We start from the raw sequence: 12,338 nt of genomic DNA on the forward strand, positions 1-12,338 counted from the left end.
GGCAAGGTCCTTGAGATATTGGAGCGATCCCGAGAGAAGTAAGGCGGCCTCTTTCAGTTGGCGCCTCTTTCACTGCGAATGTCACATGTTGGCCCTTAGCGGACTTTCGCTCATGCGTTTGTCGATGCCCGCTGTCGTGGTCAATGCGGACCTCGCAATCGCGCCCTGCGTGCAGCCGGCTTTATGAAGACATGCCCCAGTGCGGTCTGTCCCCATCGCTAGGGACAGACGGCGGCGCTCCAGTGCGCTAGTCTGGCCCGAACGATAGCCAAAATCCCAAGGAGGCCGCCGCCTTGAGCACCGCGCCGCGCATCGACATCGACCCGGCCGCGTTCTGGGCCGACCCCTATCCGATGCTCGCGAAGATGCGCAAGGAGGCGCCGATCGCGTTCGTGCCGCAGCTCGGCTCGACGCTGCTGACGAGCCGCGACGACATCTCGATCTCCGAGAAGCAGATCGACGTGTTCTCCTCGCATCAGCCCGCCGGCCTGATGAACCGGCTGATGGGCCACAACATGATGCGCAAGGACGGCGAGGCGCATCAGGTCGAGCGTCGCGCGATGTTCCCGACGATCTCACCGAAGACGGTGAAGGCGCACTGGACCGCGCTGTTCCAGTCCCATGCCGACCGCATCATCGCTTCCATCGAGCCGGGGCGCATCGATTTCATGCGCGACTTCGCGCTGCCGTTCTCCGGCGAGTGCCTGAAGTCGATCACCGGCCTCACCAATATCGGCTTCCAGGATATGGACGCGTGGTCGCAGGGCATGATCGAGGGCATCGCCAACTATGCCGGTGATCCCGCGGTCGAGGCGCGCTGCCATGCGGCGACATCGGGCATCGATGCCGCGATCGACGACATCCTGCCGGTCATGCACAAGCATCCCGACCAGAGCATTTTGGGCGTGCTCCTTGCCTCGGGCATGCCGATGGAAAGCGTGCGTGCGAATGTAAAGCTCGCGATCTCGGGTGGCCAGAACGAACCGCGCAAGGCGATCGCCGGCACGGTGTGGGCGCTGCTCACCCATCCCGGCCAGCTCGATCTGGTCCTGCGCGGTGAAGTGTCCTGGCTCCAGGCCTTCGAGGAATATGCCCGCTGGATCTCGCCGATCGGAATGTCGCCGCGGCGCATCGCAAAGCCCTGGACCATCCGCGACGTGTCGTTCGAGCTGGATGAGCGCGTGTTCCTGATGTTCGGCTCCGCCAATCGCGACGAGACGCACTTTGAGCGCGCCGATCAGTTCGACGTGCGGCGCGATACCACCAGGAGCGTCGCCTTCGGCGCCGGCCCGCATTTCTGCGCCGGCGCCTTCGCCTCGCGCGCGATGATCGCCGACGTCGCGCTGCCGACATTGTTCGCCCGCGCGGGGCGGATCGAGATTGCCGACGACGAGCCGGTGCGGATCGGCGGCTGGGCGTTTCGCGGGCTGCAGAATCTGCCGGTGAGATGGCATTAGGCCGGCCGGTGCCTGCGCGCGCCCCGACGGCTCCCATTCGCCGATCATGCCATCATGCTCCTGTTTTGCCCGACGGGTCAAATTAATTTCGGATAATGCGTAAGTCGTTGTTTTCGCACGCCCCGGCTACTGTGCATGGGGTTGTTTTGCGACTTTTTTGTTCAGGTCGTCAGTGCAGCGTGAGGAATCCGAGCGGCCCTCACATTCGCGTGCGGAAAAATTCCGTCTGCATCGTCGCGGCCGTTTGAAAGATTATTCATGCACCTCGCCACACGCGCAGTGCTCGCATCGCTATTTTTCCGCACGTCTCGACACCTCCGCCCAGGCGCACCATCATTCCCGAACGCAGATGAATGACGGCCGCATGCGGCCGGGAGTGTGGAATGCAACGTCGGGACTTCCTGAAACTGTCGATCGGAACGGCGGCCGCCGCTGCCTTGGCCTCGCCCGCCATCGCGCAAGGCGCGGTGAAGGAAATTCGTATCGGCTACCAGAAGACCGGCGTGCTGGTTATCACGCGCCAGCAGGCTGCCCTGGAAAAACATTTCACGCCGCAGGGCATTGAAGTGAAATGGATCGAGTTCTCCTCTGGACCTCCGATGATGGAGGCGATGAACGTCGGCAGCGTTGATTTCGGCGCGGTCGGCGATTCCCCGCCGGTGTTTGCCCAGGCCGCGGGCGCGGCGATCGTCTACGCCGCCGGCCAGCCCATCACCAACGGCCAGGGCATCCTGGTGCCGAAGGATTCGCCGATCCGCACCATCGCCGACTTGAAGGGTAAGCGCATCGGCTTCACCAAGGGATCCAGCGCCCACAACGTCGTCGTGCAGACGCTGGAGAAGGCCGGCCTCACCTATGCCGACATCACGCCGGTGTATCTGACGCCGCCGGACGCCGGCCCTGCCTTCGCCAATGGCAGCATCGAGGCCTGGGCGATCTGGGATCCGTATTTCGCGATCGGCGAGACCAAGCAGAACGGCCGCATCCTGATCAATGCGCGCGAGGTCACCAAGACCAATTCCTTCTACATCGCCAATCGCGAGTTCGCGAGGAACCATGGCGCCATCCTGCAACAGATCGTCGATGTGACCACCGCGGCCGGCAAATGGGCCGAGCAGCACCGCGACGAGGTCGCCAAATCGCTCGCCGCAATCACCGGCGTCCCGCTGGACATCCAGACAGTTGCTGCCAACCGCGCGAATTTCGTGGTCGGTCCCGTCACCGACGACATCGTCGCGACCCAGCAGGGCGTCGCCGACCGCTTCCACAAGCTCGGCCTGATCCCCAAACCGATCGTCATCCGCGACATCGTCTGGCGCAACCCGGCAGCCTGATCGTGCCGACCGATCTTCCCATTCAAAAAGGTCTGAACATGAAGCGCATCGTTCAACGCGTGATCGCAGCCATCGTCATGTCGATCGGCATCGTCGCGGCCGCCGTCGGCACGACCTACGGCTAGGGGCACATCCATGAGCCAATCCAACGCCAACATCCTCTGGTTCCTGCCGACGCACGGTGACGGCCGCTATCTCGGCACCGGCATCGGCGGCCGCGAGGTCAACTTCAATTATTTGCGCCAGGTCGCGCAGGCCGCCGACCAACTCGGCTATTTCGGCGTGCTGCTGCCGACCGGGCGATCCTGCGAGGATTCCTGGATCGTTGCCTCCAGCGTCGCGCCGTTCACCGAGCGGCTGCGCTACCTCGTGGCGGTCCGCCCCGGCCTGCAATCGCCGACCGTGGCGGCGCGCATGACCGCAACGCTCGATCGCGTCACCAATGGCCGGCTTCTGGTCAATGTCGTCACCGGCGGCGATCCCGTCGAGAACAAGGGCGACGGCATCTTCCTTGGCCATGACGAGCGCTACGAGGTCACCCGCGAGTTCCTCAACGTCTATAGCGACCTGCTCGCCGGCAAGACGGTGAATGTCGAGGGCAAGCACATCCATGTGGAGGGCGGCAAGCTGCTGTTCCCGCCGGTGCAGTCGCCGCGCCCGCCGCTGTATTTCGGCGGCTCGTCCGATGCCGGCATCGACGTGGCCGTGGACGCAGTCGACAAATATCTCACCTGGGGCGAGCCGCCGGCGCAGGTCGCCGAGAAGGTCGCGAAGGTGAGGGCGGCCGCAGAGGCGCGCGGCCGAAAACTGTCCTTCGGCATCCGTCTTCACGTCATCGTCCGCGAGACCAATGAAGAGGCCTGGCGCGCCGCCAACGAGCTGATCAAGCACGTCAGCGACGAGACCATCGCGACTGCGCAGAAGAACTTCGCCCGCATGGACTCGGTCGGCCAGCAGCGCATGGCGCAGCTGCACGGCGGCAAGCGCGACAAGCTCGAGATCGCGCCGAACCTGTGGGCCGGTGTCGGCCTCGTGCGCGGCGGCGCCGGCACGGCACTCGTTGGCGATGCCCAGACGGTGGCGGCGCGCATCAAGGAGTACCAGGACATAGGCATCGATACCTTCATCATGTCGGGCTATCCGCATCTGGAGGAGGCCTATCGTTTCGCCGAGCTTGTGTTCCCGCTGCTCTCGCTGGAGCAGCCGAGCAATGTGACCAAGCTGCACTTCAACGGCGGTCCTTTCGGCGAGACGGTCGGCAGCGATTTCCGTCCGCAGCATCGGGTGTCGCAATCATGAGCCTCATCGACAGTGTTTCGCTTCCGCGCAGCTTCCGCCTGCCGCGGGTTGACGGCCTGGCCCAGTGGATCGTGCCGCTCGCCATCATCGCGATCTGGCAGGTCGCCTGCGTCACCGGCTTCGTGCCGACGCGTGTGCTCCCGGCACCGAGCGACGTCGCGCTGGCGGGCTGGAAGCTGCTGCTCTCCGGCGAGCTCGTCCGCAACATCTGGGTCTCGTTCTGGCGCGCCTCGATCGGTTTTCTGATCGGCGGCAGCATCGGCTTCGCCTTCGGCCTCGCCAACGGCCTGTCGCAGCTCTCGGCCAGGCTCACGGATACCACGCTGCAGATGGTGCGCAATGTGCCGCATCTGGCGCTGATCCCGCTGGTCATCCTCTGGTTCGGCATCGACGAGAGCGCAAAGCTCTTCCTCGTGGCGCTGGGCGTGTTCTTCCCGATCTATCTCAACACGCTGCACGGCATCCGCACCGTCGATCCCCAGCTGATCGAGATGGGCCGCATCTACGGCATGACCGACGGCGAGTTGTTCCGCCGCGTCATCTTCCCCGGCGCGCTGCCCTCGATCTTCGTCGGCATCCGCTTCGCGCTCGGCATCATGTGGCTGACCCTGATCGTCGCCGAGACCATCGCGGCGTCATCGGGCCTCGGCTACATGGCGATGCAGGCGCGCGAGTTCATGCTGATCGACGTCGTCGTGCTCTCGATCCTGATCTACGCCCTGCTCGGCAAGCTCGCCGACAGCGCCTCCCGCGTGCTGGAGCGTCTGACGCTCTCGTGGCACCCCGCCTTCCAGAAACGTTGAGCAGAAATACTGGGAATCACATGCAGACAGCGCTTCGTACGTCCCTTCCCGAGACCGAGCTTGCCAGCCGCGCCAGTTTCGCGCCTCACGCCCGTGTGGTGCGCGAGGAGCGCCCGGTGCAGACCAGCGGCCTGCCGCTCAGCATCCGGGGCTTGCGCAAATCCTTCGGCAGCAACGAGGTGCTGCGCGGCATCGACCTGCACATCCCCGCCGGCCAGTTCGTCGCCATCGTCGGCAAGAGCGGCTGCGGCAAGAGCACGCTGTTGCGGCTGATCGCAGGCCTCGACAAGATCGACGCGGGCAGCATCAGCTTCGGCGGCGACGTCCAGCCCGAAGACATCCGCGTGATGTTCCAGGAGCCGCGGCTGTTGCCCTGGGCCCGCGTGCTCGCGAACGTCGAGGTCGGCCTCGGCCGTGATCGCGCATCCAAGGATGCGCATGCCCGCGCCGAGAAGGCGTTGACCGAGGTCGGCCTCGCCGAGAAGCGCGATCAATGGCCCTCGGTGCTCTCGGGCGGCCAGAAGCAGCGCGTCGCGCTTGGCCGCGCGCTGGTGTCCCGTCCGCGCGTGCTCGCTTTCGACGAGCCGCTCGGCGCGCTGGACGCGCTGACCCGGATCTCGATGCAGCGGCTCCTGGAGCGCGTCTGGCGGGATCAGGGCTTTACCGCGATCCTGGTGACCCATGACGTCTCCGAGGCCGTCGCGCTGGCTGACCGGGTGCTGGTGATCGAGGAGGGCCGGATCGCCCATGACGTCACGGTTAACGTGGCCCGGCCGCGGGAGCGCGGCTCAGCCGAGCTTGCCGCCCTCGAAGGCTCGATCCTGAGCCACCTTTTGTCGGCGGACGATCGTACCTAAATACAGGGGAACCCCATTTCGGGGACCATGCCATGAATGTAGTGCCTCGCGATCTCATGACCGAAATCCCCGTTTCGCCCGCCGATTTCCGCGGCGCCATGCGCCACCTCACCGGCGGGGTCAGTGTCATCACCGCCGGGCGAGGCAAGGACATCACCGGCATGACGGTGACCTCAGTGACCTCGCTGTCGGTGGAGCCGCCGACGCTGCTGGTCAGCATCAACCGCGATGCCTCGTCCTTCCCGCTGATCAAGCGCCACGGCGCGTTCGGCGTGAACATCCTCAATGCCGATCAGCTCGACGTTGCCGAGCGCTTTGCCGGCAAGGGCGGGCTGAAAGGCGCCGACCGCTTCGCGGGCGCCAAATGGGTGACGGCGGTCTCGGGAGTTCCGCTGCTGGTCGGCGCATTGTCGGTGTTCGACTGCGAGGTCGAGGAGATCGTCGAGCGGCACTCGCACGGCATCGTCATCGGCCGCGTCAGGGATGTCAGGAACTCGACGCGCAATGCGGCGCTCGCCTATTGGCACGGCCAGTATGTGGCGGTCGACCAGGACGAGGACGCTGCGAAGCTCGCCGACGTCAGCCTTCCCGCGCGCGCCCGGCGCGGCATTTGATCGCCGCCCGCGGGCGCCGGCTGGCCTTTTCCGCCTCATCGCTCTAGAAGCGCCCTGGGCCTCCCATGCGGGATGGCAATGGAGCGGATCGATGAAGCGCGTCGCGACCCTAGCCTTCTACGCCATCGGCGCGCTGGCGATCGCCTATCTCGCGCTCTACGCCTATGCGATGTTCTCGGGCCAGCCGATCGTGCCGGGTGATCCGATCCATATCTTCCGCAAGCCGGATGCGCCGAGTTATTCGTGACGGTCTCGTAGGGTGGGTTAGCCCTGCAGATGCGCGAAGCGCATCTGCTTGGCGTAACCCACCTCTTTTGTTTCCACGGAAGCAGAAGTGGTGGGTTACGCCTTCGGCTAACCCACCCTACGCAGCTACGGCACCTCGCTCACCCCCTTAAAATCGCCAGCGCCAGCGCCTGTGCGCGCGGCACGATGCTGTCGACCTCGAGATATTCCTCCGGCGTGTGCGCAAGACCGCCGACCGGGCCGAGACCGCAGATGGTCGGCGTGCCGACCGCTGCGGTGAAGCCGGAATCGGCGCAGCCGCCGGAGAACTCGCCCTGCAGCGTGGTGAGGCCGACCTGCCTTGCTCCGGCCTGATAGCCTTCGAACAGCGCCTTCGACTCCGCGCTCTGCACCACCGGCACGAACTCCCCCTTGATCGTCAGCGTCGCGCTGGTGCCCGGGACGTAAGAGGTTGCGACGATCTTTTCGATCGCGCCCATGATCCGCGCGCGATCGGCGGGATCGACATAGCGCAGATCGATCTGGCCTTCGGCGAACGGCGCCGTGGTGTTGACGGACTGCCCGCCGGAGACGAGACCGACATTGAGCGTGATGCCCTTGTCGAGATCGGTCAGCGCGTGGATCTGGACGATCTTGTGCGCGAGCTCGCCGATCGCGCTGACGCCGGCGGCGAAATTGGCGCCGGAATGCGCGGCCTTGCCGGTGATGTTCATGTGCATGAAGATGCCGCCCTTGCGCCCCGTGACGACATTGCCCGTGGGCCGGCCCGGCTCGGAGTTGAACACCGCGCGTGCGGCGCGTCCCTCGCGCTCGATGATGGGACGGCAGGCGGGCGAGCCAATCTCCTCGTCCGAGGTGATCAGCACCTTGATCGGATGCGGCGAGCCGCCGAATTTGTGGAAGGCGGTGGCCACGAACACGTTCATGACGAGGCCGGACTTCATGTCGGAGACACCCGGTCCGTAGGCGCGACCGTCCCGAATCGTGAACGGCCGCCGCCCGGCCTCGCCCTTGCCGAAGACGGTGTCGCGATGCCCCATCAACAGCACCGGCTTCTCGTTGCTGCCGGGCTTTGCCACCTCGGCATGGATCGCATCGCCGAAGGTGGCATTGGCCTCTCGCCGGAACGGAATGCCGTGCTCGGCAAAATGCCGCTCGAACCGCGCACCGACCGCGTCGACGCCTTCCTTGTCATAGGACCCGGAGTCGATGTTCACGACATCGCGCAAGAGATCGATCATCGCCTGCTTCTGCGACGCCAGCCAGTCCGTGATTTGAGCTTCAGACATATGTACCCTCGTGGTTCTCACGCGGGGTTATAGGACCTTGCTCCGGCGTGACCTAGTCGCCGGATGCGGTGCGGCCATGTGTTCGGCGCTCGAAAAGCCGCCGCACCGTCCCGCATGACGCTGCGCTCATGCGGGCTACGGCGCTGCAAAAAGCCAGCGCGATCGTCCACGAAGGGTATCCCCTGTTTTCCCTTTCGAGTTGAAGGACGTTTGAGATGGCGGACGCGGTCTGTGGCCGACATCACCTCACTCCAAATTCTACCGATCCTGATGCGTATCGATCGTGAACTGCTTCACTCGCGGCGGGCACGATCGTCTCGCTCCAAATGGGTAGGTTTGGCTTACCGTTCGCGCAGTATTGCTGAGTCCGTTATAATCGGCACAAGCTGCCAGTTGGATGTGCCGAGGTCCGCAGCTCTATTTTCAAGGCAGCTCGCGTGCCGTCGGCAGGCCGTGCCTTGCTCTCGCTCGGAGAGCTCTTTCCAAGACTACAGGTGTTGTCGCTCTAACTTCGACGGAGAGAAAACATGCCGCTGTTCATCTCATACGTCTCATACTCAAACGCGGGCATCAAGGGAATGGTCGACAAGCCGATCGATCGTACCTCAGTCATCGGTGCGCTGGTCGAAAAAGCCGGCGGAAAGCTCCAGGGAGCTTTCATGACGACTGGTCAGCACGACGCAGTGCTCGTCACGGAGTTTCCCGACGGCTCCGATGCTATTGCGATTGGAATGGTTGCCGCCGCCAGTGGCGCCGTCTCCAAGATCGAAACCGTGCGCGCCTGGAAGATGGGCGAATTCAAGAGCATCGCGGAAAAGGCCGCGAAGCTCGCAAGCTCCTACGTCCCGCCGGGCAAATAGTTCGGACAGATCGCGACACTATCGGGCCCGGAACGCTTGCGGCGCTCCGGGCCGTTTTGCAGACGTCGAGCTTTAAGATCAGCGCTCACCCCATGGCCGGCATGCGCGGATACTCGCCGGGCGTGCCCGCGGGCGGGATCGGGATGCCGCCGTCGGCGTATTCGTTGAGCTTGTTGCGCAGCGTGCGGATCGAGATGCCGAGGATGTTGGCGGCGTGGGTGCGGTTGCCGAGGCAGTGCTTCAGCGTCTCCAGGATCAGGTCGCGCTCGACGTCGGCGACGGTGCGACCCACAAGTGCGCGCGTCACCTGCTCGGCGGCCATGGTCGCATGCGCCACGGCCGGAGCGGTCTTGGCGAGGTCGAGGCGATCGCCGTCCGGGGTGATGATCGCGTCAGCGCCGATCTCGTCGCCCTGCGCCATCAGCACGGCGCGGTGCATGGTGTTTTCGAGCTCGCGGACGTTGCCCTGCCAGCGATTGGTGGAGAGCACGCGGCGCGCCTCTGCCGAGAGCGGGCGCACCGGCACGCCGTTGGCCTCGGCATATTTCTTCACGAAGTGCTGGGCGAGCTCGAGGATGTCGGCCGGACGCTCGCGCAGCGGCGGGATCTTCAAGTTCACGACGTTGAGGCGGAACAAGAGATCCTCGCGGAACGTGCCCTCGCGCACGGCTTCGGCGAGATTGCGGTTCGAGGTCGCAATGATGCGGATGTCGACCGGAACCGGCTTGGTGCCGCCGACGCGGTCGATCACGCGCTCCTGGATGGCGCGCAGAAGCTTCGATTGCAGGCGGACGTCCATCTCGGAGATTTCGTCGAGCAGCAGCGTGCCGCCGGTCGCTTCCTCGAACTTGCCGATGCGGCGGGCGACTGCACCGGTGAAGGCGCCCTTCTCGTGGCCGAATAGTTCAGACTCCAGCAGGTGCTCGGGGATCGCGGCGCAGTTGATCGAGATGAACGGCCGCTTGGCGCGGGCCGAGCGGGTGTGGACGTAGCGGGCCAGCACCTCCTTGCCGGTGCCGGACTCGCCGGTGATCATCACCGAGGCGTCGGAGCCGGCGATCTGCTGCGCGAGCTTGATGACCCTGGCCATGGCTTCGTCGCGATAGACCAGCTCGCGGGAATCATTGGCGACGGCCGCGAGCACTGCGGCGATCAGCTCCGGATCCGGCGGCAGCGGGATGTATTCCTTGGCGCCGGCATGGATCGCGGCGACCGCGGCGCGGGCGTCGTTGGTGATGCCGCAGGCGACGATCGGAGCGTGGATGTGCTCGGCCTCCAGTCGCATCACAAGGTCGCGAATGTCGAGGGCGACATCGACCAGCAGCAGGTCGGCGCCCTTGCCGCCGCGCAGCACCCGCATCGCCTGCTCGTGATCCTCGGCATGGGTCACGGTGGCGCCGTTCTCCATCGCGATCTTGGTAGCGGTGGTGAGCTGGCCCTTCAATGTGCCAACGATGAGAAGCCGCATGTCAGTCTCCTGTCCGTCTGATCGCGCTATTGCGCGTTATCACGTGCGCTCGGTCTTGATGATTTCGGTCATGGTCACGCCGAGCTTGTCCTCGACCAGGACGACCTCGCCGCGGGCGACCAGCTTGTTGTTGACGTAGATGTCGATGGCCTCGCCGACGCGCCGGTCGAGCTCGAGCACGGTGCCGGGCCCGAGCTTCAAGAGCTCGCTGACGTCCATCTTGGAGCGGCCGAGCACGGCCGAGACCTGCACCGGCACGTCGAACACGGCCTCGAGGTCGGCGGCGGCGCGGGCCGCATATTCGTCCTCGTTGTAGCCGACATCGGTGCCGGCAGGCGGCATCGGGCCGTTGAGATCGGGCAGCGGGACCTGTCCGTCGGTGTCGCTCATGGCTTAGCTCCCCCTCCGGGACGCGATATAGCGTCCGACCATGTCGTCGATCTTGGCCGCGATGGCGCCACGCTCCAGCACGACGCCGCCATCGGCCCACTCGATCCGGCAGTCGCCGGTGGCAATTTCAGGCTCGGCCAGGATCACCAGCCGGCCCTCGAAGCCGCTCTGCTTGGCGAGCCGCTCGATCTTCTCGCGCGCGCTGTCGTAGAGCGAATCGTTGATACGGACGACGAGATGCGGCGTCGCGACCAGGTGCGAGAAGCAGTCCTTGACCAGCGCGACGATCTCGCCGAGCGGTTCGGCGGCGACGAGATCGGCGCACAGCTTGCGCGCCACCGCGATCGCGACCTCGACCGCTTCGGTCTCCATCTTGGTCTCGATGTTGCCGATGCCAGAGGCCAGGCCCCGGATGCCGATGTTGATCTCTTCCATGGCGAGCGCGACGCGGCGGTCGCTCTCGGCCTTGGCTTCGCGTTGGCCGGCGGCAAAGCCGTCCTGATAGGCGCGCGCCTCGGCTTCGGCGACCTTCTGGGCGATCTCGGCCGCGGTCGCAGCCTTTTCGCGCGTCCGCTCGGGCGCCGCGAAGTCGGTATCGAACAGGAATTTGGCAGGAGCGCCCATCAATACACCAGCTCGTCGTCGGCGCGGTTCTTGGTCAGCATGATCTCGCCCTTGGCGGCGAGGTCCTTTGCGAGGTTGACCAGCAGCGCCTGGGCCTCGTCGACGTCGCGCAGGCGCACGGGGCCCATTGCCGCCATGTCGTCCTGGAGCATCTTGGCCGCGCGCGAGGACATGTTGCCGAAGAAGAAGTTGCGGACGTCCTCGTTGGCGCTCTTGAGCGCGACGCCGAGCTTGTCCTTGTCGACGTTGCGCATCAACGTTTGGGCCGAGCCGGAATCCAGCTTGACGAGGTCGTCGAAGGTGAACATCAGCGCCTTGATGCGCTCGGCCGATTCCCGGTTCTCCTCTTCCAGCGAGGTGATGAAGCGGGTTTCGGTTTGGCGGTCGAAATTGTTGAAGATTTCAGCCATCACCTCATGGGCGTCGCGGCGCCGGGTCTGCGACAGGTTGGACATGAACTCGGTGCGCAGCGTCTTCTCCACGCTCTCGATCACCTCTTTCTGAACCGCCTCCATCTTCAGCATGCGGTTGACGACGTCCAGCGCCAGCTCCTCGGGGAAGATACCGAGCACGCGGGCGGCGTGTTCCGGCTTCAGCTTCGAGAGGACGACCGCGATGGTCTGCGGATATTCGTTCTTGAGATAGTTCGCGAGCACCTCTTCCTGCACGTTGGAGAGCTTCTCCCACATGTTGCGCCCCGCAGGGCCGCGGATCTCGTCCATGATGCCGTTGACGCGCTCCGGCGCCAGGTATTGCTGGAGCAGCCGCTCGGTCGCGTCGAAATTGCCCATCAGCGCGCCGGAAGCCGACATGCGCGAGACGAATTCGAGCAGCATGTCCTCCACCGTGTCGACCTCGACGGTGCCGAGCGTGGACATTTCCAGCGAGAGCTGGCGCACCTCGTCGTCGTCGAGCAGCGACCAGATCTTGCCGCCATACTGCTCGCCCAGCGCCAGCATCAGGATCGCGGCGCGCTTCGGCCCCGCGACCGTTTCGACCTTGCCGCCGCCCGCGCGGCTGCCGGCACGCTGGCCGAGCGTGGAGATCACGCTGGTGATGTCGTTCGAGTTGGCGTTCTGCAGATTGCCGGCCATGTC

14 protein-coding genes are annotated in these 12,338 nt (G+C 65.1%); 9 read left to right on the forward strand and 5 right to left on the reverse strand.

The features are described from left to right. Window positions 1-293 precede the first annotated feature (293 nt). From JQ603_RS30555 to JQ603_RS30585, 8 genes are all read left to right on the forward strand, one after another. On the forward strand, window positions 294-1,457 hold the full coding sequence (locus tag JQ603_RS30555; protein WP_212345263.1) for a cytochrome P450: 1,164 nt from the start codon (window positions 294-296) through the stop codon (window positions 1,455-1,457). Window positions 1,458-1,840: 383 nt separating this feature from the next. Continuing rightward, the gene (locus JQ603_RS30560) at window positions 1,841-2,791 is read left to right on the forward strand and encodes a sulfonate ABC transporter substrate-binding protein (RefSeq protein ID WP_212345266.1); all 951 of its coding nucleotides are present in this window, start codon (window positions 1,841-1,843) and stop codon (window positions 2,789-2,791) included. A 2-nt stretch (window positions 2,792-2,793) separates the two neighbouring features. Next, window positions 2,794-2,916, forward strand: coding sequence for a hypothetical protein (locus JQ603_RS38350; protein WP_256375884.1), 123 nt, complete (start codon window positions 2,794-2,796; stop codon window positions 2,914-2,916). Between the two features lie 10 nt (window positions 2,917-2,926). Further along, the gene (ssuD, locus tag JQ603_RS30565) at window positions 2,927-4,090 is read left to right on the forward strand and encodes an FMNH2-dependent alkanesulfonate monooxygenase (protein ID WP_212345269.1); all 1,164 of its coding nucleotides are present in this window, start codon (window positions 2,927-2,929) and stop codon (window positions 4,088-4,090) included. Then, window positions 4,087-4,893, forward strand: coding sequence for an aliphatic sulfonate ABC transporter permease SsuC (ssuC, locus tag JQ603_RS30570; RefSeq protein WP_212345272.1), 807 nt, complete (start codon window positions 4,087-4,089; stop codon window positions 4,891-4,893). Before ssuD ends, ssuC begins: the two co-directional genes overlap by 4 nt. Before the next feature lie 20 nt (window positions 4,894-4,913). Beyond that, on the forward strand, window positions 4,914-5,750 hold the full coding sequence (locus JQ603_RS30575; RefSeq protein ID WP_212345274.1) for an ATP-binding cassette domain-containing protein: 837 nt from the start codon (window positions 4,914-4,916) through the stop codon (window positions 5,748-5,750). A gap of 32 nt (window positions 5,751-5,782) precedes the next feature. Beyond that, window positions 5,783-6,364, forward strand: a complete 582-nt coding sequence (locus JQ603_RS30580) for a flavin reductase family protein (RefSeq protein WP_212345276.1) — start codon at window positions 5,783-5,785, stop codon at window positions 6,362-6,364. Between the two features lie 91 nt (window positions 6,365-6,455). Then, entirely contained in the window at window positions 6,456-6,611 is a 156-nt protein-coding gene (locus JQ603_RS30585; protein WP_167523728.1) for a hypothetical protein, read from the forward strand. Window positions 6,612-6,750: 139 nt separating this feature from the next. Here the strand turns inward: JQ603_RS30585 and JQ603_RS30590 are convergent, their stop codons facing one another. After that, window positions 6,751-7,899 (reverse strand): M20 family metallopeptidase, encoded by a 1,149-nt coding sequence (locus JQ603_RS30590; protein ID WP_212345278.1) that lies wholly within the window; start codon window positions 7,897-7,899, stop codon window positions 6,751-6,753. Window positions 7,900-8,426: 527 nt separating this feature from the next. On the opposite strand from JQ603_RS30590, the gene JQ603_RS30595 reads away from it, so the two are divergent. Then, a complete protein-coding gene (locus JQ603_RS30595; protein ID WP_018641469.1) occupies window positions 8,427-8,759 on the forward strand; it encodes a GYD domain-containing protein in 333 nt (110 codons plus the stop codon). An 85-nt stretch (window positions 8,760-8,844) separates the two neighbouring features. Here JQ603_RS30595 and flbD read toward each other — a convergent pair whose 3' ends face one another. From flbD to fliG, 4 genes are read right to left on the reverse strand one after another with little or no spacing between them, the layout of a single operon-like run. Beyond that, window positions 8,845-10,227, reverse strand: a complete 1,383-nt coding sequence (flbD, locus tag JQ603_RS30600; protein WP_212345280.1) for a sigma-54-dependent transcriptional regulator FlbD — start codon at window positions 10,225-10,227, stop codon at window positions 8,845-8,847. Window positions 10,228-10,266: 39 nt separating this feature from the next. Continuing rightward, on the reverse strand, window positions 10,267-10,617 hold the full coding sequence (gene fliN, locus JQ603_RS30605) for a flagellar motor switch protein FliN (RefSeq protein WP_018641467.1): 351 nt from the start codon (window positions 10,615-10,617) through the stop codon (window positions 10,267-10,269). Window positions 10,618-10,620: 3 nt separating this feature from the next. After that, window positions 10,621-11,241 carry a FliH/SctL family protein gene (locus JQ603_RS30610; protein ID WP_212345282.1) on the reverse strand — a complete coding sequence of 207 codons (621 nt, stop codon included), beginning with the start codon at window positions 11,239-11,241 and terminating at the stop codon, window positions 10,621-10,623. Further along, a complete protein-coding gene (gene fliG / locus JQ603_RS30615; protein ID WP_212345284.1) occupies window positions 11,241-12,335 on the reverse strand; it encodes a flagellar motor switch protein FliG in 1,095 nt (364 codons plus the stop codon). The genes JQ603_RS30610 and fliG overlap by 1 nt, the downstream gene beginning before the upstream one ends. Window positions 12,336-12,338 lie beyond the last annotated feature (3 nt).

It is taken from the genome of Bradyrhizobium liaoningense, from assembly GCF_018130825.1.
Taxonomy (GTDB): domain Bacteria; phylum Pseudomonadota; class Alphaproteobacteria; order Rhizobiales; family Xanthobacteraceae; genus Bradyrhizobium; species Bradyrhizobium liaoningense_B.